This is a genomic window from Variovorax sp. Varisp53 (assembly GCF_059491555.1).
In genome coordinates this window covers 2,250,497-2,272,903 of sequence record NZ_CP168512.1, presented here as the reverse complement: position 1 = coordinate 2,272,903, position 22,407 = coordinate 2,250,497, and the positions used below count along the sequence as shown (strand labels likewise).

General features: G+C 68.5%; 11 protein-coding genes and 1 pseudogene. 4 read left to right on the top strand and 8 right to left on the bottom strand.

From position 1 onward, the window contains the following. Positions 1-17: 17 nt before the first annotated feature. The 8 genes and pseudogenes from ACEOAB_RS10525 to ACEOAB_RS10490 form a co-directional block, all read right to left on the bottom strand. Entirely contained in the window at positions 18-5,165 is a 5,148-nt protein-coding gene (locus tag ACEOAB_RS10525) for a malto-oligosyltrehalose synthase (RefSeq protein ID WP_495653701.1), read from the bottom strand. Continuing rightward, positions 5,155-7,017: pseudogene (treZ, locus tag ACEOAB_RS10520) on the bottom strand (malto-oligosyltrehalose trehalohydrolase). Before treZ ends, ACEOAB_RS10525 begins: the two are co-directional and overlap by 11 nt. Before the next feature lie 16 nt (positions 7,018-7,033). Further along, entirely contained in the window at positions 7,034-9,196 is a 2,163-nt protein-coding gene (glgX, locus tag ACEOAB_RS10515; protein ID WP_495653700.1) for a glycogen debranching protein GlgX, read from the bottom strand. Continuing rightward, positions 9,197-9,946, bottom strand: a complete 750-nt coding sequence (locus ACEOAB_RS10510) for a mechanosensitive ion channel family protein (protein ID WP_413749144.1) — start codon at positions 9,944-9,946, stop codon at positions 9,197-9,199. It abuts the gene before it with no gap. A gap of 34 nt (positions 9,947-9,980) precedes the next feature. Next, positions 9,981-13,283, bottom strand: a complete 3,303-nt coding sequence (treS, locus tag ACEOAB_RS10505) for a maltose alpha-D-glucosyltransferase (protein WP_413749145.1) — start codon at positions 13,281-13,283, stop codon at positions 9,981-9,983. A gap of 15 nt (positions 13,284-13,298) precedes the next feature. Beyond that, positions 13,299-15,341 carry an alpha-1,4-glucan--maltose-1-phosphate maltosyltransferase gene (locus tag ACEOAB_RS10500; protein ID WP_413749146.1) on the bottom strand — a complete coding sequence of 681 codons (2,043 nt, stop codon included), beginning with the start codon at positions 15,339-15,341 and terminating at the stop codon, positions 13,299-13,301. Then, positions 15,338-17,230: a 1,4-alpha-glucan branching protein GlgB gene (gene glgB / locus ACEOAB_RS10495; RefSeq protein ID WP_495653699.1), complete on the bottom strand. Its 1,893-nt coding sequence runs from the start codon at positions 17,228-17,230 to the stop codon at positions 15,338-15,340. The genes ACEOAB_RS10500 and glgB overlap by 4 nt, the downstream gene beginning before the upstream one ends. A gap of 267 nt (positions 17,231-17,497) precedes the next feature. Next, positions 17,498-18,409 (bottom strand): formate dehydrogenase accessory sulfurtransferase FdhD, encoded by a 912-nt coding sequence (locus ACEOAB_RS10490; protein WP_413749148.1) that lies wholly within the window; start codon positions 18,407-18,409, stop codon positions 17,498-17,500. 107 nt (positions 18,410-18,516) lie between these two features. Between ACEOAB_RS10490 and ACEOAB_RS10485 the strand changes: the two genes are divergently transcribed. Genes ACEOAB_RS10485 through ACEOAB_RS10470 form a run of 4 tightly spaced genes read left to right on the top strand, consistent with a single transcriptional unit; the run spans position 18,517 to position 22,369 of the window. Then, positions 18,517-19,101: a DUF3305 domain-containing protein gene (locus tag ACEOAB_RS10485; RefSeq protein WP_413749149.1), complete on the top strand. Its 585-nt coding sequence runs from the start codon at positions 18,517-18,519 to the stop codon at positions 19,099-19,101. Beyond that, positions 19,094-19,717 carry a DUF3306 domain-containing protein gene (locus ACEOAB_RS10480; RefSeq protein WP_413749150.1) on the top strand — a complete coding sequence of 208 codons (624 nt, stop codon included), beginning with the start codon at positions 19,094-19,096 and terminating at the stop codon, positions 19,715-19,717. The genes ACEOAB_RS10485 and ACEOAB_RS10480 overlap by 8 nt, the downstream gene beginning before the upstream one ends. Continuing rightward, positions 19,677-21,755 (top strand): 4Fe-4S binding protein, encoded by a 2,079-nt coding sequence (locus ACEOAB_RS10475; protein WP_495653835.1) that lies wholly within the window; start codon positions 19,677-19,679, stop codon positions 21,753-21,755. Before ACEOAB_RS10480 ends, ACEOAB_RS10475 begins: the two co-directional genes overlap by 41 nt. Next, positions 21,752-22,369, top strand: a complete 618-nt coding sequence (locus ACEOAB_RS10470; RefSeq protein WP_413749151.1) for a TorD/DmsD family molecular chaperone — start codon at positions 21,752-21,754, stop codon at positions 22,367-22,369. Before ACEOAB_RS10475 ends, ACEOAB_RS10470 begins: the two co-directional genes overlap by 4 nt. Positions 22,370-22,407: the final 38 nt, after the last annotated feature.

Below are 22,407 nucleotides of genomic sequence, written 5' to 3'. Positions count from 1 at the left end.
CGCACTTGTATCGAGGTTCAGGCGGTACGGGCAGCCACCAGCGCCGCCCACGGCATGCGGCGGAAAACCACGTCGAGGCTCACGGTGCCGCCAGCGGCCGCCACGGGCTCGCCGGTCAGCACGTTCTTCAGCACGCCCCCGTCGTGGCCTGCGGGAAGCCGCACCGCCGTGCCGCGCCACCTCGCCGCATCGGGCAGGGCCGGGGCATGGCCCATCGCTTCCCGATGCGGAAGCCCCACGAACAGCCGACTCGCCACGATCACGAGCATGCGGTCGCCATGCAGCCGCCCGAAGGCCACGACGTGCCTCGACAACGGCCCCTCGACCTCCAGCGGTTCATAGCTGCCCTGCTGGAACAGCAGCGGCTGCTGCCGCCGCAGCGACAGCAGCCGCCAGATGAACCAGAGCTTCGCGCGGCCGTCGTGCGGGGCCGCCGCCAGCGCGCCGACCCGCTCGGCAAGGCCATCGCCCTCGGCCACGGCATGCAGCTCGTCGAGGCGCTGCTGGCGCAGCGCGTAGTCGACCGGGCGCCGGTTGTCCGGATCGACGAGGCTCAGCTCGATGAGTTCGCTGCCCTGGTAGAGATCGGGCACGCCGGGGGAGCCGTACTTGAGCAAGGTCAGGGTCAGGCTGTTCCACGCGCCGAACCACGCCAGCCTGTCCGCCATGCGCTGGATGTCGGACAGGCAGGCGCCTTCGCTCGGGTCGCCCAGGATCTCGCGCACGAAGGTCTCGAGCACCGCCTCGTAGTCGGCATCGGGCTGGGACCATCGCGTGCGCAGCTTCGATTCGCGCGCGGCCTTCTGCATGTAGTGCCAGATGCGGTTGCTGTAGCCCGCAACCGCATCTGCGGCCAGCCCGCCCACCGGCAGGGTGCCGAGCAGCGTCTGGTAGAGCAGGTATTCGTCCGCGCGCGAGGGAGCCTCGCCGCCGGGCAGCTTCCTGTGCGCGCCGCGGCACTGGGCGTGCCATCGCGCCAGCGCGTGCATCCATTCATCGGGCATCTCGGACAGCACGTCGATCCGGTTGCGCACGTCCTCCGAGCGCTTGTTGTCGTGCGTCGAGGTGGCCAGCATCGTGTGCGGCCAGCGCAGCGCGCGGTCGGCGCTGAGCGCGTGGAATTCCTCGACCTCGATGCCGAAGCGGTCGGGCTCGCCGCCCACTTCGTTGAGCGAGCAGAGCGGAAAGTAGCGGTAGAACGCGGTGTCTTCCACGCCCTTGGCCGCCACCGGCGCGCTGAACTGCTGGAAGCGCCGCGCGAAGTGGCGCGCCCGTTCGCCCAGTGCCGGCGCGGCATGAACGGCCTCTCCCCGCAGTGCGCTGCGCACGAAGAGGAAGATCGAGCGGTCGGCATCGCCGCTGCTGCGGGCGGCCGCGTCGACGGCCTCGTCGATGACCCGCTCGTCCTGTGCCGAGAGGCCATCGACGATGTAGGTGCGATACACCGGCATGCACGAAGCCACGCCCGCGAGGGCCCGGCGCAGCGCGTTGAGCGTGTAGTCGCGCGTGCTGCGGTCGGCGCGGGCGATGCGCAGCAGCTCGGTGGCCAGCACGTTGAGCTCCGACGCCAACGCGTTGCGCATCACCTCCCGCCGACCCGACCGCGCCACCGCGGCGAAGTCCTGAGTGTCGCCGGTGAAGCGCTGCCAGGCGTGGAGAACATCCGACTCGGCTGCCGTGTCGACCAGCACGCCGTTGGCAACGTTGGCGAAGCGATAGCCCGTGGTCCCGTGCACGTGCCAGGTCTCGGGCACTTCCTCGTTCGCGCCCGCGATCTTCTCGGCCACCACGTACAGCGGCCGCGCGGGCCGTCCTTGCGCATCGGCGGCCGGCAGCACGAGGCCGGCACGGCGCGCATAGCCCTCCTGCAGCTTGTGGAAGTAGCCGGCGGGGTCGTAGAGCCCGTCGGGGTGGTCGATGCGCAGGCCGTCCACCGCCCCGGCCGCAGCCAGCTCGAGCACGAACGACTGCGTGGCCTCGAACACCTCGTCGCGCTCGATGCGGATGGCGGCCAGGTCGTTGATGTCGAAGAAGCGCCGGTAGTTGATCTCGTCGGCTGCCATCCGCCAGTGCGCGAGCCGGTAGGCCTGCGCGTCGATCAGCCGGTGCAGTGCATCGCGCGCTTCCGGCAGGGCGAGGTTCAGCTCCGCCACCGACGCCTGGATCGCCTGCGCCACCGCGGGGCGCCGCCGCACGAGCAGCGCAAGCCGCGCCTTGAGCAGCTCCTTGTCGCGCACACGCTCCGCGCGTTCTTCCGGCGACGCCGCATTGCGCCCGGGCAGGTGGCCGAACGCGGTGACAAGGCTTGCGAGATGCCCGGATGCGGTCGCGTCGCCGAGCCGCGCGAGCGCCCGGTGCAGCACCGCCGGATAGCTCTCCGGCGCGAGCGGAAAGCGGTGATCGAAGTAGCGGATCGCCAGGCTGCCGGCCGCATCCTCGAAGCGAAGAACCAGTTCGCCGTTTTCCAGCACCTCGCCATAGTGCCCACCGAGCACGGGCAGCAGCACCCTGCCGGCAAGCTCCACGTTGAGCGGCTGCCAGTCGATGTCGAAGTGCTGCGCGAACAGAGAGGCGGGGCCGTTTTCCAGCACGTCCATCCACCATGCGTTGTCGGCGCCGAACACGCCCATGTGGTTGGGCACCATGTCCAGCAGCTGGCCGAGGCCGTTGGCCTTCAGCGCGGCGACGAAGCGCGCGAAGCCTTCGGCGCCACCCAGCTCGGGGTTGATCTCCGCGTGCGCCACCACGTCGTAGCCATGCATGCTGCCGGCGCGCGCCCGCTGGATCGGCGAGCAGTACACGTGGCTCACGCCGAGCCTTGCGAGATACGGCAGCACGCGGATCGCCTCGTCGAAGCCGAAGTCCTTGTGGAGCTGAAGCCGGTAGGTGGCGCGCGGCACGCGGGTCTGCAGGCCCGGCGATGCCGCGGGTTCGACAAGGCGCGGCCTCTGGGCACGCAGCAACCGGCCGAGGCCGCGCATGCGTTCGCCGCCGGCCAGCGCCGTGCTCGAGACGGGCAGCTTGCGCCGCCAGTTCGGATGCGTATCGACCGTGCCCGGCATGTTGGCCTGGGCGACCACCTCCGCCACGTCTTCGAGCTGGACCAGCATCAGCGCCGACGGCGAGGCCGCCAGGAACGCATGCGCCGCTTCCACGATGCGGCCGGTCGGCATCGCAAGGCCGGCGGCCTGCGCCATGTCTTCGCGCGACAGCAGGCCGGCCCGCAGCATCGCGTGCATCAGCTGCATGCGCTCGTGCGCCCGGTCGGTCAGCTGCTTGTCGAAGATCGCCGGATCGGGGAACAGGCCGAGCGCGAGGCGTTCACTAAGGTCTTGCGCCGTCCACCAGCCCGCGAAGGTCGCGAGGTCGTGCGTGCTGACCGCGGCCAGCGCGGCGGGCGGATAGGCGGCGGGCGGCTTGAATCCGCCGCCCTGCGGCTCCTTCTCGAAATAGAGCAGGCGATAGGACAACACGTCGGCACGCAAGAGCGCGTCGCGCAACGCGTCCTCGACCGTGCCCAGGTCTTCGCCCACCACCATGCAGCGATGCCGGTGACTCTCTATCGCCACCACGGCCAGCATCTCGTCCAGCGCGTAGTGGACGTAGGCGCCCTCTTTCGCATCGCGCCCGGGCGGAATCCAGAACAGGCGCATCAGGCCCATCACGTGGTCGATGCGCAATGCACCCGCGCCGCGCATGCCGGCACGCAGCGTGTCGATGAAGTAGCGATAGCCCTCCGCACGCAAACGGTCGGGGCGCAATGGCGGCAGGCCCCAGCCCTGTCCGGCAGGATTGAACTCGTCAGGCGGTGCACCGATGCTGGCACCTCCGGCAAGGCCCTGCTGCAGGGCCCAGGCGTCGGAACCGGCGCGGTCGACCGACACCGCCAGGTCCACGTACAGGCCAACGCCCATGCCGAGCGCGCTGCAGCGAGCGGCGGCCGCGGCCAGCTGGCTGGCGGCCAGCCACTGGAGGTACTGGTGGAACTGCACGCGCTGCGCATACACCACCGCGAATGCACTCACCTCGGCGGAATCCGGGTCCTGGTAGGCAGTCGGCCACGCGTGCCAGTCCCACGCGCCTCCTTCGTGCGTGAGGAAGTGGGCCTGCAACGCTTCGAAAAGCGCGTGCCGGCGCAGCGCCTCGCCACGCTCCGCGACGAAGGCCATGAACGCCTGGCCCGTTTCGTCGGGCGGCCCTTCGGACGGCAGATGGCGCTCGCAGAAATGGCTGAACAGCAAGGCGAGCACTTCGAACTTCGCGGCGGCCACGCCCGGGTAGTCCACCAGGGGCGCCGCGCGCAAGGCGGCAAGGTGCGACTGGAAATCGGGCGAATGCACCCGCTCGCGGGCCGGCGCGCAATCTGCGAAGTCCGGCACTGCCTCCACGTCGATGTAGAGCGCGTTGAGCTGCAGGCGGGACGAAGGGCTGTAGGGGCTCACGTGTTGCGGGGTGCTGGCGAACAAGGCGTGCAGCGGGTTGAGGCCGATGATGTCGGCGCCCTGCGCCGCCATCTGCACGGCCAGTTCTTCAAGATCGCTGAAGTCGCCGATGCCCCAGTTGCGCGGCGAGCGCAGGCTGTAGAGCTGCACCGACACGCCCCACACGCGGCCGCCGTCGCGCACCGCGGGAGGCCGGTAGCAACGGCCCGGCGAGACCAGCACCAGCGTCTCGCCACGCAGGCCTTCGCCTTCGATGCGCAGCCGGCAGTAGCCCGCTTCGAGGCTCGACGGGAGGTGCAGGACACGCTCGCACACATGCCCGCCGCTTTCGATGCGGCCGGTTTCGGGCAGCGCCCCGGCATCCGCTTCGCCCTGCCGCGTACGGCCTTGTTCGTCGATGAGTTCCCATCGAAGCCGGCCCGTCGAAACCGGCAGCCGCAGCGGCACCTGCCACTCGCGGCTCGACGCCTGCACGGCCACGGCCGGCGGCAGCATCTCGGAGCTGCGCGCGCGGTGTGCCGCCTCGAGGGCGTGGGCCGTATCGGCCGTATCGTCCGCATCGCCGATGTGCACGCCGAACTCTGCGAGCAGAGCAATCAGGCTCTGCGCGGAAACCTCGCGACGCACGCCGAATGCGTCGAAATAGCCGGTGTCGATGCCGAAGTGCTCGCACAGCCGCCCGAGTTCGCCAGTGATGCCGTGGTGGTGCGGCTCATGCGCCATGCAGATCCTCCAGCGTCACATGCACCGCGCCGCGCGCGCAGCGCAGGCTGCCCTGGCGATCGGCCACGCCGTCGCTATGGACCACGGCGCCCGGCGACGGCTCGACGCCATCGGCCGGCTGCGAACCGAAATGCGCGAGCAGGTACAACCGTGCCCCCGGCCGGCCTTGTTGCAAGGGCCCCAGGCTCCACTGCACCTGGAGCAGGCCGTTCTCGCAGCGGTAGCTGCCCGCGCCCGAGGTACCGGCGAGCCGCGGCACCACGAAGCGCTGGCGCAGGCGCAGCAGCTGCGTCACCTCGCTGAGCCTCGCGAAATGCGCGCGCGCGCCGCGCTCGCGCCAGTGCAGCTTCGACGCGAGAAAGGTCGATTCGGCGTTGGGGTCCGGAATGCGCGCGCGGGCTGCCTCGTCGGCAAACGCCGCGAAACCGCCGAACTCCGAACGCCGCCCATCGGACACCGCCGCCGCCAGCTCGGGGCCGAAGTCGCAGAAATATTGGAACGGCGTGGAGGCGGCGAACTCGTCGCCCATGAAGAGCATCGGCACATGCGGGCACAGCAGCAGGCAGGCCATCGCCGCGCGCGGCAGTACCGGATCGCCGAGCGCGTGGATGCGTTCGCCGAATGCGCGGTTGCCGACCTGGTCGTGAGTCTGGAGAAACGACACGAACGCCTGCGGCGGCAGTTGCGTGCTCGGCTCGCCACGCCGCTCGCCCTGGCGGAAGGACGAGGGCTGCCCCTGGTAGATGAAGCCCTCGGCCAGCGCCTGCGCGAAACGGCATGCCGGGTCGTCGGCATAGTCCGCGTAGTAGCCGTCGCGCTCGCCGGTGGCCAGCACGTGCACCGCGTGGTGCAGGTCGTCGTTCCACTACGCCGTTGCCGCAACCGGCAGGCCGTGGTCGTCGCGTACGAGCATCGAGGCCTGGTTGGCATCGTTCTCCAACACCAGGTGGACGTGGCGCTCGCGGGCGGGGCCGGCGTCCAGCGCCTCGCGGATCTCGCGCACGATGTGCGGCCGCGTCTCGTCGTGGATCGCGTGGACGGCGTCCATGCGCAGGCCGTCGAAGCGGAACTCCTCGATCCAGTAGAGCGCGTTGTGCAGGAAGAAGTCGCGCACGGTGCGCGAGCCCGGTCCGTCGAAATTGATCGCGGCGCCCCACGGCGTCCGGTGCCCGGGGTTGAAGAACTCGGGACAGTAGGCATGCAGGTGGTTGCCCTCCGGGCCGAAGTGGTTGTAGACCACGTCCAGCAGCACCATCAGCCCGAGCGAATGCGCAGCGTCGACCAGCGCCTTGAGATCGTCCGGCGTGCCGTAGGCGGCGTCCGGCGCGAACGGCAGCACGCCGTCGTACCCCCAGTTGCGCCGGCCCGGAAAGTCGGCCAGCGGCATGAGCTCGATGGCGGTAATGCCGAGCTCGGCGAGCTCGCCGAGCCGCTCCCGCGCCGCATCGAAGGTGCCCTCCTGCGTGAAGGCGCCGACGTGCAGTTCGTAGACCACCGCCTCCTCCCACGGGCGGCCGCGCCAGGCGTCGTCGGTCCACCCGAAGCGGTGCGGGTCCATCACGGCGCTCGGGCCGTGCACGTCGTCGGGATTGAATCGCGAGGCCGGATCGGGCACGCGCGAGCCGTTGGCCAGCAGGTAGCTGTAGCGGTCGCCGTGCCCTGCCTGCGGCACCAGCAGCCGATGCCAGCCGCGGTGGTCGCGCTCCATCGGCCTGGAGACCGCCTCGCCCCCGGCGGCGCGGTGTTCGAGCACGACGGACGGCTCCGAAGGCGCCCAGAGGGCGAACTCCACCCCGCCACCCCCCGCCTGCACGGTGGCGCCGAACGGCATGTGGTGCGAACGGGTGCTCATGGGGTGCCTCCGGGGTTCATGGCCTCATGCCGGGCCGGTTCAACACAGCGAGCGAGCGGCATTGCAGGGGATAGGCCGGCTGTGTCCACGCCGGGGCCGGCGTGGCGGCGTCCACGGTGGCGAGCGGCGGCGCGCTGCCGGCGGTGTCGACCAGCAGCCGCCAGGCCCCATGCGGGGTCGCCGGCAGCGTGAAGGGAATCTCGTCGTGGTGGGCGTTGAACAGCACCAGGAAATCGTCGTCGTGCTGCGCCTCGCCGCGCGGCCCGCGGTCGACGATGCCGCCGCCGGGGATGTACATCGCGATGCAGCGCGCGTTCGCGTCGTTCCAGTTCTCGGGCTGCATCTCCGTGCCGTCGGGCTTGAGCCAGTGCACGTCGGTCACGCTCTCGCCTTCCGCCGGCTGGCCTGCGAAGAACGAACGGCGCCGGAATGATGGATGCGCGCGCCGCAGCGAGATCATGCGTTCGACGAAGCTCGTGAGCGCCGAACTCTCCGGCGAGGGCGTCCAGTCGAGCCAGCCGACCTCGTTGTCCTGGCAGTAGACATTGTTGTTGCCCTGCTGCGTGTGGCCGCGCTCGTCGCCCGCCAGCAGCATCGGCACACCCTGCGAGAGCAGCAACGTGGCCAGCAGGTTGCGCTTCTGCCGCTCGCGCAGCGTGAGCACTTCGGGGTCGTCGGTGGGGCCCTCGACACCGCAGTTCCACGAGACGTTGTGGCTGTTGCCGTCGCGGTTGTCCTCGCCGTTGGGCTCGTTGTGCTTGTCGTTGTACGAGACGAGGTCATGCAGCGTGAAGCCGTCGTGCGCGGTCACGAAGTTGATGCTGGCAGTGGGCTTCTTGCCGGACCAGCCGTACAGGTCCTCGGAGCCGGTGACGCGCCTGGCCATCTCGCCGAGCAGCCCGCCGTCGCCCTTCCAGAAGCCGCGCATGCCGTCGCGGTACTGGTCGTTCCATTCGGCCCAGCCGAGCGGGAAGTTGCCCACCTGGTAGCCGCCGTGGCCCAGGTCCCAGGGCTCGGCGATGAGCTTCACGCGGTTGAGCGTCGGGTCCTGGCGGATGGCGTCGAAGAAGCCGCCGAGGTTCTCGACCTTGCCCGACTCGCGCGCCAGCGCCGAGGCCAGGTCGAAGCGGAAGCCGTCGACGTGCATCTCCTCGGCCCAGTAGCGCAGCGAGTCCATCACCAGCTGCAGCGCGTGCGGATGCTCCAGGTTCACGGTGTTGCCGCAGCCGGTGAAGTCGTCGTAGTAGCGTCGGTTGTCGGCGTTGGCGATGTAGTAGGAGGCGTTGTCCACGCCGCGCATCGACAGTGTGGGCCCGAGCTGGTTGCCCTCGCAGGTGTGGTTGTAGACCACGTCGAGGATCACCTCGATGCCTGCCGAATGCAGCGTCTTCACCATGGTCTTGAACTCCTTCACCTTGCCCGAGGCGCTGTAGCGCGTCTCGGGCGCGAAGAAGGCCAGCGTGTTGTAGCCCCAGTAGTTCTGCAGGCCGCGCTCGGCAAGGTGCCGGTCGTTGAGGAAGCTGTGCACCGGCAGCAGCTCCACCGTGGTCACGCCCAGGCGCTTGAGGTAGTCGACCACCGGCGCGCAGCCCAGGCCGGCGTAGGTGCCGCGCGGCGCGGGCGGCACGTCGGGGTGCGTCATGGTGAAGCCGCGCACGTGCATCTCGTAGATCACCATGTCCTGCCACGGCACGAGGGGGCGGCGGTCGTCTCCCCAGGTGAAGGCGGTCTCGAGCACTCGGCCCTTGGGCATCAGCGGCGCGCTGTCGCGGCGGTCGAAGGAAAGGTCCTCGCGCTTGCTGCCCACGGTGTAGCCGTAGAGCGCGTCGCCCCATCGCAGCTCGCCAGCCAGGTCCTTCGCATACGGGTCGACCAGCAGCTTGTTGGCGTTGAAGCGATGTCCCTCCTCCGGCTTGTAGGGGCCGTGCACGCGGTAGCCGTAGGCCTGGCCGGGGCGCGCCTCGGGCAGGTAGCAATGCCATACGCCGTCGGTGCGTTCGCGCATCGGGATGCGCTGCAGCTCATGGCGCCCGCGCTCGTCGAACAGGCACAGCTCGACGCCGCTCGAATGCTGCGAGAACAGGGCGAAATTGACGCCCGCTCCGTCCCAGGTGGCGCCGCGCGGATACGGTCGGCCGGGCCAGACGGCCGTGATCGACGGATTGGGTTTTCGTGTCATTCAGTGCGGCAGGCGATCGTTGCCGGGACGCGGAGTGGAACTGTCGACGGTGGTCACGTTCGGCGGCGGCGGCTTGCCGCCCCTGATCTGCCGCGGCCACCAGTGTTCGATCTGCGCCTTCGCCCAGTCCTTGCCCGCCAGCCCGAAGGCCAGGGCAAGCGCAAAGACCACGCCGGCGAGGATCACGAGGAAGCTCTCGCGCACGATGTCGCCGCCGACCTTGATCTGGTCGAGCGCGATCAGGATCACGAACGCCATCACCGCGTACTGCGCCACCTTGCCGAAGAGGGCCGCGTCCTGCATCTGGATGCCGCGGAAGTAACTCGACACCGCATCGCCCACGAAGCGCGCGAAATAGGAGCCGAAAGCCAGCACCAGCAGCGCCACGAACACGTTCGGCACGAACCAGACGATGCGCCCGAGCAGGTCGGCGATGTAGCTCAGCCCCATGCCGTTGAAGGCGATGAGCAGCGAGGCGAAGATCACCAGCCAGTAGGCGAGGATGCCGAACAGGGTGCTGGTGTCCCCCGCGAGCCCGCCCTGGCGCAGGAAGTTGTCGAGCCCCGCGCGCTCGGTCAGCACGTTGAAGTTGACGGCGCGCAGCGCCTTGGTCACCGCGAAGCGCACCGCCTTGGCGACCAGCCAGCCGGCGATGACCACGACCACCGCGATCAGCAGGCGCGGCACGAAGGCGCCGACCTGGTAGAGGATGGCGCGCAGCGGCTCCAGGTGAATGCCGAAGTTTTCCATGGTGTGAGCTCCCTTGGGGGTTGCGTCGACAACGTCAGGCGCGGGACGGTTGGAGGAGCGCGAGCACGCCATTCAGCGGCACCTGCGCCCAATCGACACGGTTGTCGAGTTCGTAGCGCAACTCGTAGAGGGCTTTCTCGAGTTCGAACAGCGCGAGCAGTTCGCCGTCGAGCGCCCCGCCGTAGCCCGCCAGGAAAGCTTCGCGGGTCGCCTGCTCCCACGCAACGGCCGGGGCGGCCAGCCGCTCGGCTTCGTCGGGGTTCTGCGCCACCCGGCGCAGCGCCGACCAGCGCGCGTAGTTGAACGAGCGCAGCATGCCGGCCACGTCGCGCAGCGGCGAGCTCTTGGTGCGGCGTTCCTCGAAGCTGCGCGCGGGCTCGCCCTCGAAATCGATGATGACGAAGTCGTTGTCCTTCACCAGCACCTGGCCGAGGTGGTAGTCGCCGTGGTAGCGGCTCTTGATGCCGGAGCCTTCCACCGGCCGTCTCGCCTCGATGCCGGCCTGCAGCGTGCTCGCTGCCGCGAGCAGCGTGCGTGCGTCGGCCTGCACCGTGGGCGGCAGCAGGTCGAGCCGTTCGCGCAGCAGCGCGAGCGTTGCCTCCGCGTCGCTCGCGGCATGGGCCTTGAACCCTGTGAAGTCGGCAGACGCCAGCGGCTCGGGGTCGAATGCGGCGGCGCCCGTGCGCACGGCGAGCGCCTGGTGCAGCTCGGCCGTGCGGCGGCCCAGCGTGGCCATCAGCGCGAGGAAGCCGCCGTGCACCTCGGACACGGTGGGCGCGCTGCCGTCGGTGGTGGCCACGTCGCGCAGGAAGCGCTCGAGGTAGCCGAGCGTGTAGTCCCAGCCGTCGCCCTGGTTGGACACGTAGCTCTGCACCATGGCAAGCGTGATCGTGCGCCCGTCGTTCGCCATGTATTCGAGCGCGCCGAGCACCGGCACGCAGTGCGGGTAGCGCGCCACCTCGGTCAGGAAGCGGCCCATCTCCAGCTCGGGGTTGATGCCTTCGCGCACGTGCCGATAGCCCTTGAGGAACAGGGTCTCGTCCAGCGTGACCACGGTGTTGCTGCTCACGCCGCTCGGGCGGCCCACAGGCAGCGCGTCGATGTCGGCGCCGACCTGCGCGAAGGCCGCGGTCGGCTTGAAGACCAGCCTGCCGTTCGCCGTCGCGAGCTCGGTCCCCTTGCCGATGGCACGCACCAGCTCGCGGCAGAAGGCCTCGTCGTAGAAGGCGTCGCCCATCAGCCCGACCTGCGCCTGCTGCCGCACCTTCGCGATCGCGGCCTGCGCCACGCCGGCCATGCGCTCCTCGTCGCGCTCTTCCCACGCCAGCGCGAGCGGCATGAAGTAGGTGGCGCCGCCGGACGGTCCGTCGAGATCCAGCAGCGGCAGCATCCAGCTCAGGCCGCCGACCTCCCACACGGCATGGTCCACCAGCCGTGCGCGCCCGATGACCGTGCCCTTGGAGGCATACCAGCGCTGGATCTCGATGTGGCGCGGCAGGATCTCCAGCTCGAACTGGTTGCGCATGCGCTCGGCCATGTTGATGCGCCAGGGCATCACGCGGTCGCGGAAGAAGCTGGTCCAGCCGTCGAACAGCACCAGCGTGGGCCACTCCTGCAGCGCCACGCCTTCCTGGTGCCAGCTCGGCGCATCGGCCTCGGCGGTGAGCTTGAACCAGTAGAAGCCGTACGAAGCCAGCGTCAGCAGGTACGGCAGCTCGCCGATAGGTGGGAACGGTGCGCGCCCCAGCATCTCGATGGGCACGAAGCCCTTGAATTCCGACAGGTCGAGCTCCACCGGCTGGGCCGCGCGCGACAGGTTGAACACCGTCAGCACCACGTCGCTGTCGTACTCGCTCAGGTAGGCCAGGATCTTGCGGTTGCCGGGCTTCAGGAAGCGGCGCCTGCCGCGCCCGAAGGCGTGGCTGGTCTTGCGCACGGCGAGCATGCGCCGGGTCCAGTTGAGCAGCGAGCTGCTGTCGCGCGCCTGCGCCTCGACGTTGAGCGCCTCGTAGCCGAACATCGCGTCCATGATCGGCTGCAGGTAAAGGCGCTGCGGGTCGGCACGCGAGAAGCCGGCGTTGCGGTCGGGGCTCCACTGCATCGGGGTGCGCACGCCGTTGCGGTCGCCCACGAACACGTTGTCGCCCATGCCGATCTCGTCGCCGTAGTAGATGATGGGCGAGCCCGGCATCGACAGCAGCATGCCGTTCATGAGCTTCACGCGATCGGGGTCGTTCTCCATCAGCGGCGCGAGCCGGCGGCGGATGCCCAGGTTGATGCGTGCGCGCATGTCGGCGGCGTACATGGTGTACATGTAGTCGCGCTCCTTGCTGGTCACCATCTCGAGCGTCAGCTCGTCGTGATTGCGCAGGAAGATGGCCCACTGGCAGCCCTCGGGGATGTCGGGCGTCTGCGCCATGATCTCGACGATGGGGTGCCGGTCTTCCTGCGCGATGGCCATGTACATGCGCGGCATCAGCGGGAAGTGGTAGGCCATGTGGCACTCGTCCCCGTCGCCGAAGTACTCGCGTACGTCCTCGGGCCACATGTTGGCCTCGGCCAGCAGGAAGCGGTTGCGGTACTGCGCATCGATGGCCGCGCGAAGCCGCTTGATCACCGCGTGCGTCTCGGGCAGGTTCTCGTTGCTGGTGCCGTCGCGCTCCACGAGGTAGGGAATGGCGTCGAGCCGGAAGCCGTCCACGCCCATGTCGAGCCAGAAGCGCATCGTCTTGAAGATGGCCTCCATCACCGCCGGGTTGTCGAAGTTCAGGTCGGGCTGGTGGCTGAAGAAGCGGTGCCAGAAGTACTGCTTGGCCACCGGGTCCCAGGTCCAGTTCGACGTCTCGGTGTCGGTGAAGATGATGCGCGTGCCCTGGTAGATCTGGTCGGTGTCGCTCCACACGTAGAAGTTGCGCTCGGGCGAACCGGGCGGTGCGAGCCGCGCGGCCTTGAACCACGGGTGTTCGCTGGAGGTGTGGTTGATGACCAGCTCGGTGATCACGCGCAAGCCCCGCTTGTGCGCCTCGGCCAGCATCTCGCGGAAGTCGTCGAGCGTGCCGTACTGCGGGTGCACGTCTTCGTACTCGGAGATGTCGTAGCCGTCGTCGCGCAGCGGCGAGGGGTAGAAGGGCATCAGCCAGATGGTGTTGACGCCCAGCTCCTTCACGTAGTCGAGCTTGGCGGTCACGCCCTTGAAGTCGCCCATGCCGTCGTTGTTGGAGTCGAAGAAGGCCTTGACGTTGAGCTGGTAGATCACGGCGTCGCGGTACCACAGCGGATCGTCGCTGTTGTCGATCTCGACGGTTTCGAGCGCGATGTGCGAGACGGGTGCATTCATGGGCCGGCGACCTCCTCACAGGAAATAATCGAAGTCGCGCTCGTCGCCATGGCGCCGGCGGACCACGAAGATGTGTGCGGGCACGCTGCGCGGATCGAGCCTCACGTAGTGCCAGTCGCCCTGCCAGGTGAAGCGCTGTCCGCTCAGCAGGTCGTGCATCTGGAAGGCCCGCGAGGAAGGAACGCCGACGCTGCCGGGTTCCAGCCCGAGCCAGCCCGACTGCGGCTCGTGCGGATCGAGGTTGACGACGGTGACGATCACATTGAGGCCGTCCGGCGATTCCTTGGCATAGGCCAGCAGCCGGTCGTTGTCGATGTGCAGGAAGCGCAGGCTCCGGTCCCACTGCAGCGCCGGGTTCTCGCGGCGGATGCGGTTCACCCGCGCGATGAAGGGGGCGAGGCTCGCGGGATCGTCGTGGTTCCAGTGGCGCAGCTGGTACTTCTCGGAGTCGAGGTATTCCTCGCTGCCGGGTCCGCGCGGCAGGTGCTCGCGCAACTCGTAGGCCGGTCCGTAGATGCCGTAGTTGGCCGCCAGGGTGGCCGCCAGCACGAGCCTGGCCATGAACACCGCGGGCTCGCCGGTCTGCAGCTGCTCGTGCAGGATGTCGGGCGTGTTGGGCCAGGCATTCGGGCGGAAGTAGTCGATGCCGGGGGCGCTCGAAAGCTCGGTGAAGTACTCCTGCAGTTCCTGCTTGGTGTTGCGCCAGGTGAAGTAGGTGTACGACTGCGAGAAGCCCAGCTTCGCGAGCCGGTGCATCACCTTGGGCCGCGTGAAGGCCTCGGCAAGGAAGATGACATCGGGGTGTTCGCGCTTCACCTCGCCGATCGCCCACTCCCAGAACGGGAAGGCCTTGGTGTGCGGATTGTCCACCCGGAAGATGCGCACACCCTCCCCGATCCAGTGGTCGATCACGCTCTTGAGCTCGGCCCACAGTTCGCGCCATTCCTTGCACTCGAAGTTGAACGGATAGATGTCCTGGTACTTCTTGGGCGGGTTCTCGGCGTACTGCACGCTGCCGTCGGGGCGCCAGCGGAACCAGTCGGGATGCTCCTTCACGTAGGGATGGTCGGGCGCGCACTGGAAGGCGATGTCGAGCGCGATCTCGAGGCCGTGTTCCGCGGCGCGTGCAAGCAGCCGCCGGAAGTCTTCGGGCGTGCCGAGCGCCGGAAGGATCGACTTGTGCCCGCCTTCTACCGCCCCGATGGCCCATGGGCTTCCCACGTCTTCGGGACCGCTGGCGAGCGCGTTGTTGGGACCCTTGCGCTGCACGCGGCCGATCGGATGGATCGGCGGGAAGTACAGCACGTCGAACCCCATCGCGGCGATGGCCGGCAGGCGTGCTTCCACATCCTTGAAGGTGCCGTGCATGCCCGGTTGGGGACTTGTCGAGCGCGGGAACAACTCATACCAGGTGCTGAAGCGCGCGCGCTCCCTGTCGACGGCCAGCGGCAGCTCGATGGGGTAGCGCACCTCATGCCGCCTGTCGGGGTGGCGGCGCACGAGCGCGGCATATTCCTCGTCGAGCGCCAAGGCCTTGAGCGAACCGATGTCGCAGCCGAGGTCGGCCGCCATGGCATCGAGCTCGGTCGCCCAGCGCTGGAGCTCGATGCGGTCGGCACCCTCCGCCCGCGCGGCGGCGGCGGCGATTTCGAGCGCACCGATCTGGGCCGCGATGCGTACGTCGGCGGGATCGACGCGCCGCGTGAGTTCGTGGTGCCACGAGTCGAAGGAATCCACCCACGCGACGCAGGTGTAGACGTAGCGACCGAGGGACGGCGGCGAGAACGCGGCTTCCCACACGTCGTTGCCGAGCGGCTTCATCGGTACTTCGCGAAAGTCGGCCTGCTCGTGCGCGCGCCAGCACAGCTGCACCCGCAGCACGTCGTGCCCATCGGTGAAGCAATGCGCGCGAACCCGGACCCGCTCGCCGACCACGCACTTGATGGGAAACCGCCCGTTGTCCACGCATGGCAGGACGGCATCGATCACGGCGCGGACGGCGCCCTTCTCGATGTCTGCCGCCGCGGGTACGGGACGCGTCGCAAAGATGTTCTTCATGAGGCGCTGTGCTCCAGGATCAGCGTGGACAACGGCGGCAGCGTCAGGCACACCGATTGCCTTCGGCGGTGCGAACGCACGGGGGCCGCTTCGACGCCCCCGAAATTGCCCCAGCCGGAGCCGCCGAATTCGGTGGCGTCGGTGTTGATGACCTCGCGCCAATGGCCGCCGAGCGGCACGCCCAGCAGGTAGTTGGTGCGCGGCACCGGGGTCATGTTGCTCACGACGAGCAGCGGCGGACTGCCGTCGCTCGCCTTGCGCAGGAACGCGAACACGCTGGCGTCGGCATCGTCGGCAGCAATCCACTCGAATCCCGGCGACGAAAAATCCAGCTGATGGAGCGCGGGCGCGCCACGGTAGACGTGGTTGAGCCGGGCCACCAGGCGCTGCAGCCCGCCGTGCCCCTCGAGCTCGCACACCCACCACTCGAGCTCGCCGTCGTGCGTCCATTCACGGCGCTGGCCGAATTCACCGCCCATGAAGAGCAGCTTCTTGCCCGGATGCGCCCACATGAAACCGAACAGCGCGCGCAGGTTGGCGAACTGCTGCCATTCGTCGCCCGGCATCTTGTTGAGCAGCGACCCCTTGCCATGCACCACCTCGTCATGCGAGAGCGGCAGCACGAAGTTCTCGTGAAAGGCATACACCAGCGAGAAGGTCAGCTTGTGGTGGTGGTACTTTCGATGGACCGGCTCTTCCTTCATGTACGCCAGCGCGTCGTGCATCCAGCCCATGTTCCATTTCTCGCCGAAGCCGAGGCCGTCCATGTCGGTGGGCCGCGACACGCGCGGCCACGCGGTCGATTCCTCCGCCACCGTGATGGCGTCGGGATGCTCGCGGTAGACCGCCCGGTTCAGCGTCTGGATGAAATCGATCGCCTCCAGGTTCTCCCGGCCGCCGTGGCGGTTGGGAATCCATTCGCCATGCCCGCGCGCGTAGTCGAGATAGAGCATCGAGGCGACGGCATCCACGCGCAGGCCATCGACGTGGTACAGGTCGAGCCAGAACAGGCCGGACGACACCAGGAAGCTGCGCACCTCCGGCCGGCCGTAGTTGAAGATGCTCGAATTCCATTCCGGATGGAAACCCTGGCGCGGATCGGCATGTTCGTAGAGGTGCGTACCGTCGAAATACGCAAGGCCGTGCTCGTCCGTCGGGAAGTGCGAAGGCACCCAGTCGAGCAGCACGCCGATGCCCTGCTGGTGCAGGTGGTCGACCAGGTACATGAAGTCCTGCGGCGAGCCGAAGCGCGACGTGGGCGCGAAGTAGCCGGTGGTCTGGTAGCCCCACGAGCCGTAGAACGGATGCTCGGTCACGGGCATGAGCTCCACGTGCGTGAAGCCCATCTCGTTCACATAGGCGGCGAGCTGGCGGGCGAGCTCCCGGTAGTCCAGGAATCGCCCGTCGCGGCGGCGCCATGAGCCAAGATGCACCTCGTAGACCGACATCGGGGCGTCGAGCGCATTGCGCGAGCCGCGCGTGGACATCCACTGCGCGTCTGCCCATTCGTACGAAAGCTCGCAGATGCGCGACGCGGTCGCGGGTGGCGGCTCGGCACTGAAGGCAACCGGGTCGGCCTTGTCCACCGAGTAGCCGCCGTAGCGGGATCGAATGCGGTATTTGTAGGCCTGGCCGATGGCGGCATTGGGTGCATGGCCTTGCCATATGCCGGTGCCATCGGCGCTGGGCCTCAGCGGATCGGCATCGCCGGACCAGTAGTTCCAGTCTCCCACCACCGACACCGACTCTGCATTCGGCGCCCACACGGCGAAATGGGCGCCGCCCTCTTTGGAGGGATGACAACCCAGCACGTCATACAGGCGGGAGTGGGTCCCCTCGCGGAAAAGATGGACGTCTTGCTCGTTCTGGAGTGAATGATTCAACGGCACCGGCAACCCTCGGATTGAAGCCGGCGGAACGATGGTCAAGGAACGACGTCGGTTCCCGCAGGGCTTGGCGCCAATCTGCAGCGAGCCGAGGCAGCGCAGGTACGGCCTGCGCCGCCTCGTCTTGTCGGAGAGTTGCCTGTTCGCCGGGGTTCCGGCTTCGCGCGGCGTGGAGGACATTTGGCATAACGCCTGCTGCCCGGGGCGACGCCGCGCACTGGAAAGGGGCGCTCAGCGTGCAATCGGAATGAGGGGCGGAGGCCTAATGACTTACTGCGCAGTCTTGTCCTGCGGCTGTTCGTGCGGCAGCGGCTCGGCATCGAAGCGCTCGAACCCGCAGTAGCAGAGAAAGTGGCGATTGGCGGCTCGACCGAACAGCGTCATGCCGAGCTTGCCTGCCAGCTCGTGCCCCATCGCGGTGACGCCATTGCGCGAGACGATGATCGGCACACCCATGTGGGCCGACTTCATGACCATCTCGCTCGTCAGACGCCCCGTCGTATAGAAGACCTTGTCGCCACCGTCGATGCCATGGACCGCCATCCACCCTGCGATGGTGTCAATGGCGTTGTGCCTCCCGACGTCTTCCACGAACACCAGCATGTCGGTCCCTTGGAACAGCGCACAGCCGTGCACCGACCCTGCGTGTCGATGCACGCTGTTGCGCGATCTCATCAGTTCGAGAATCCGCAGCAGCGTGCCTTGGGCGATGCGTGCCGATTGCGCCGCCGGCAGGCGGACGGAGCCGATCTGGGCCATCGCATCGCCGAAAACGGTGCCTTGTCCGCAACCTGTCGTCACGACCCGGCGCGCGGTCTTCTCACTGAGTCTGGCGACGCCGCGATGCGACTTCACGGCGGCCGCGTCCACGCTCCAGTCGACATCGATGCTCTCGATATCGCTTGCGCGCTGGATCAGGTCCTGATTCAGCAGATAGCCCAACACCAGCAACTCCGGCGAGGCGCCCAGGGTCATCAGCGTGACGAGCTCGCGCTTGTCCACGAAAACGGTCAACGGCCGCTCCGCCGGAATATCGATGTCGCGCCGTTCTCCGTGCTGGTCGACGATCTCGATGCGGCGCAACAGCGGGCTGCGCGCCTGATTCAGGCGAGGCGTCCCGGCACGCGTGGATAGCTGTACCGCATCAAAGGCCTGCGGCGCTTCGTCTTCAGGTGGGGCCATGCAGGAATCCTACGCCACCGCACTGCCGCGACATGCCGGATCCGCGGGCCTCCCGTCGAAGGGGATACTTCTCGCAGGCTTTCGTGCCATCGGCTATCGTTCGTTCGATGCCTTCCTCGGACACTCCTGCCGCCAACGGCCGCCCGGCGCTCGACGTCGCGGTGGTCATGCGTCGCGAGCGCCTGCATGGCCCCTCGAGCCACTGGCAGCCCTGGCGCTGGACGCTCGACAGCGTGCTGCCCGACGAGCCCAGCTTTGGCACCGAGCCGCGCCTGCTGCGCAATGACGGCGGCGAGCAGCACTGGCTGCACCCCGGCTTCAAGGTCGAGCTGTTCCGCGACGAGGCCGAGGGCTACCACCTCAACGCGATCACGCCAACGCCGTGCTGGTTCGTGCTGTGGCGCATGGACGAGGAGGCAACGCTCGCGTCCGAGCCCATCCCGCGACCGGTCGTGGTGACGCTGAGCTACTACGAGGCCGGACGCTGGCTCGATGCGCAGGAAACCGTGGAACAGGTTCCGGCACCTGCAGAGGTGGTCGAATGGGTGCGCACCTTCGTGGACGAGCACTACGTGATCGAACCCAAACGCCGCCGGCGGCCCGAGAGCTTCCGGTCGCTGGTCGACCGTTTCGGCAACGCCGCGAGCGTGACGACCGAGAAGAAGCGCGGGCGGGGCGCTGGCGATGTCTGAGGGTTTTCTCGGACGGTGGTCGCGCCGCAAGCAGGAGGTGCGGGCGGCCGAGACCGCCGTGGAAGAAAAGGCCCCGCCGGCAGCGCAACCTGTTCCGGCGCCAGCGGCTGCGCCCGCCCCCGTCGCGGAGGCTGCCGCCCTGCCCCCGGAGGGTGAACAGGAAGCTCCGCCGCCACTGACGCTCGCCGACGTGGACGCGCTGGGCATCGAGTCGGACTACAAGCCCTTCCTGGCCAGGGAGGTCGCGCCCGAGGTCAAGAACGCGGCCTTGCGCAAGCTCTTTTCCGATCCGCATTTCAACGTGATGGACGGCCTCGACACCTACGTCGACGACTATTCCCGATCCACCCCCGTGCCCGAGAGCGTGCTGCGCCAGATGGCGAGCGCCAAGTTCCTCAAGCTCTTCGACGAGGCACCCGAAGACACTCCCCCGGAAACCCCCGACACCGCCGAGACGGCGAAAGTGGCACAGTCCAAGGAATGTGAAACGCTTCCCAGCCCGCCGGTTGCCCAGATGCAGCCCGCCAGCCAAGAAACCGATGACCACCACGCTGATTTGCGACTGCAACCAGACGATGCCGCTGGAGCCGAAGACCCTCGGCGCGGCACTGGCTGAAACGCTTCCGCTGCATTCGTCGCTGTGCCGCCGCGAGGCGACTTCCTTCCAGCGCGCCATCCAGTCCGGCGACGAGATCGTCGTCGCCTGCACCCAGGAAAAACGGCTCTTCGGCGAACTCGCCACGCAGACGCCCGACGCGACCTCGCCGATCCGCTTCATCAACATCCGCGAGACGGGCGGCTGGAGTCGCGACGCCAAGAGCGCGATGCCGAAAATCGCCGCGCTGCTGGCCGCCGCCAGCCTGCCTGAGCCCGAGCCCGTCTCGACCGTGAGCTACACCAGCCAGGGCCGGCTGCTGATCATCGGCCCGCTCGACGAAGCCGAGCGCGCCGCGGCGCTGGTCGGCGACACGCTCGACGTGACCTTGCTCGAGCAGGGTCCCGGTGCAAGCGGCGGCGCAAAGGCGCGCCGCTGGCCGGTGATTGCCGGGCACATCGACTCGCTCACCGGCTGGCTCGGCGCCTTCACGCTGCACTGGACGCACGACAACGCGATCGACCTCGACCTGTGCACCCGCTGCAACGCCTGCGTCGTCGCCTGCCCCGAGCAGGCCATCGGGCTGGACTACCAGATCGACAACGCGCGCTGCACCTCGCACCGCGATTGCGAGCGCGCCTGCAGCGTGGCGGGCGCCATCGATTTCAGCCGCGAGCCCCAGGCGCTCGATGCGGCGTTCGACCTCGTGCTCGACCTTGGCACCGCGCCGCTGATCGACTGGCACGCGCCGCCGCAGGGCTATTTCCACCTGTCCGGCGGCGTCGCGCATGCCGAGGGCCTGCAGACGCTGCTGCGCGTGCGCGAACTGGTCGGGGAATTCGAAAAGCCCAAGTTCTTCGACTACAAGCAGAAGCTCTGCGCGCACAGCCGCAACGAGGTGGTCGGCTGCAATGCCTGCATCGACGTGTGCTCGGCCCATGCCGTGAGCAGCGACAAGGATCGCCAGCGCATCGTGGTCAACCCGAACCTGTGCGTGGGCTGCGGCGCCTGCACCACGGTATGCCCGACGGGCGCCCTGGGCTATACCTACCCCCGCGCGCCCGACCAGGGGCTCAAGCTGCGCAAGCTGCTCGCCACCTATGCATCGGCGGGCGGCCGCGACGCCGCGCTGCTGCTGCACAGCCAGGAAGGCGGCCAGGCGCTGCTCGAGCAGCTCGGCCGACAGGCGCAGCTCGGCAAGGCGCACGGCGTGCCGGCGCAGGTGATCCCCGTGGACCTCTTTCATGCGGCCAGCACCGGCATCGACCTGTGGCTGAGCGCGATCGCCTTTGGCGCCTCGCAGGTGGCGGTGCTTTGCACCGGAGAGGAAGCGCCGCAGTACCTCGCGGCACTCAGGAAGCAGATGGACATCGCGCAGGCGCTGTTGCGGGGCCTGGGCTACACCGGTACGCACTTCCGCGTGATCGAAGCCGACTCGCCCGCCGTTCTGGATGCCGCGCTGGCCAGCCTGCGCACGACCACGCAGCGCGTGCCGGCCACCCCCGCCCGCTTCGCCGTTGGTGCCGACAAGCGCGACCGGCTCGAGATGGCGCTCGACCACCTGATGGGCACGGCGCCCGCCCTGCAGACGCCGGCCGATGCACCGCTGGCTTTCGGGTTGCCGGCAGGATCGCCCCTGGGTGCCATCGCGGTCGACAAGGACAAGTGCACGCTGTGCCTGGCCTGCGTCGGCGCCTGCCCGTCCGGCGCGCTGCTGGACAGCCAGAGCGCACCGCAGCTGCGCTTCATCGAGAAGAACTGCGTTCAATGCGGCTTGTGCGAGACCACCTGCCCCGAAGACGCCGTATCGCTCTTGCCGCGCCTGCTGGCTGCGCCCGAGCGCAAGCAGCAGGTGCTGCTGAACGAGGCCAAACCCTGGGTCTGCATCCGCTGCAGCAAGCCCTTCGGCACGCAAAAGGCGATCGAGGCCATGCTCGGCAAGCTGGCCGGACATGCGATGTTCCAGGGCGAAGCGCTGGAGCGCCTCAAGATGTGCAGCGACTGCCGCGTCATCGACCTCTACAGTGCCACCAACGAAGTGAAGATCGCCCCGCTATGAGCCAGACCTTTCCCGCCTCTTCCGCACTCGACGAGGAGGTGGCCCGGGCGGAGCTCTACGGCCTGCTGGCGCGGCTTTGGTACGCCGCACCCGATGCCGGGCTGCTGGAGGCCTTCCAGGTGGCGCCCACCGAGGCGCCGGCCGCTGGCGCCTTTCTCGAGGAACCGTGGCGCCAGCTGGTCGGCATCGCGCGCGACACGAGCGCGGCCACCGCGCACGACGAATACGACGCGCTCTTCGGTGGCATCGGCAAGCCCGAGGTCTTCCTCTTCGGCTCGCACTACCTGAGCGGCTTCCTCAACGACAAGCCGCTCGTGCAGTTGCGCAACGACCTCGACCGGCTGGGCCTGGCGCGCACCGAGGCCACCTACGAGACCGAGGACCACATCGCCTGCCTGTTCGAGGTCATGCGCTACCTGATCGCCGGCGAAGACGCAGCGGTCGCCAACCTCACGCAGCAGCAGGCCATCTTCTCGAAGCACATCCAGCCCTGGCTGCCAGCCCTGTGCGAGGCCGTTTCGCAGCATCCGAAGGCCCGGTTCTACGCGGCGCTCGCCGTCTTCACGCGCGCGTTCGGCGACGTCGAGACGCAGGCGTTCGACATGCTGGCCTGAGGCCACGGAACGCAAGGGCTATCCAGGTTGCTCACCGG

Excerpts from the sequence above, each read along its gene's own strand:
- ACEOAB_RS10510 (WP_413749144.1), bottom strand. The coding sequence starts at position 9,946 with ATGGAAAACTTCGGCATTCACCTGGAGCCGCTGCGCGCCATCCTCTAC.
- ACEOAB_RS10470 (WP_413749151.1), top strand. The coding sequence starts at position 21,752 with ATGAGCCAGACCTTTCCCGCCTCTTCCGCACTCGACGAGGAGGTGGCC.
- ACEOAB_RS10475 (WP_495653835.1), top strand. The coding sequence starts at position 19,677 with ATGCCGCTGGAGCCGAAGACCCTCGGCGCGGCACTGGCTGAAACGCTT.
- ACEOAB_RS10485 (WP_413749149.1), top strand. The coding sequence starts at position 18,517 with ATGCCTTCCTCGGACACTCCTGCCGCCAACGGCCGCCCGGCGCTCGAC.
- glgX (WP_495653700.1), bottom strand. The coding sequence starts at position 9,196 with ATGACACGAAAACCCAATCCGTCGATCACGGCCGTCTGGCCCGGCCGA.
- ACEOAB_RS10480 (WP_413749150.1), top strand. The coding sequence starts at position 19,094 with ATGTCTGAGGGTTTTCTCGGACGGTGGTCGCGCCGCAAGCAGGAGGTG.
- ACEOAB_RS10490 (WP_413749148.1), bottom strand. The coding sequence starts at position 18,409 with ATGGCCCCACCTGAAGACGAAGCGCCGCAGGCCTTTGATGCGGTACAG.
- ACEOAB_RS10500 (WP_413749146.1), bottom strand. The coding sequence starts at position 15,341 with ATGAAGAACATCTTTGCGACGCGTCCCGTACCCGCGGCGGCAGACATC.
- ACEOAB_RS10525 (WP_495653701.1), bottom strand. The coding sequence starts at position 5,165 with ATGGCGCATGAGCCGCACCACCACGGCATCACTGGCGAACTCGGGCGG.
- treS (WP_413749145.1), bottom strand. The coding sequence starts at position 13,283 with ATGAATGCACCCGTCTCGCACATCGCGCTCGAAACCGTCGAGATCGAC.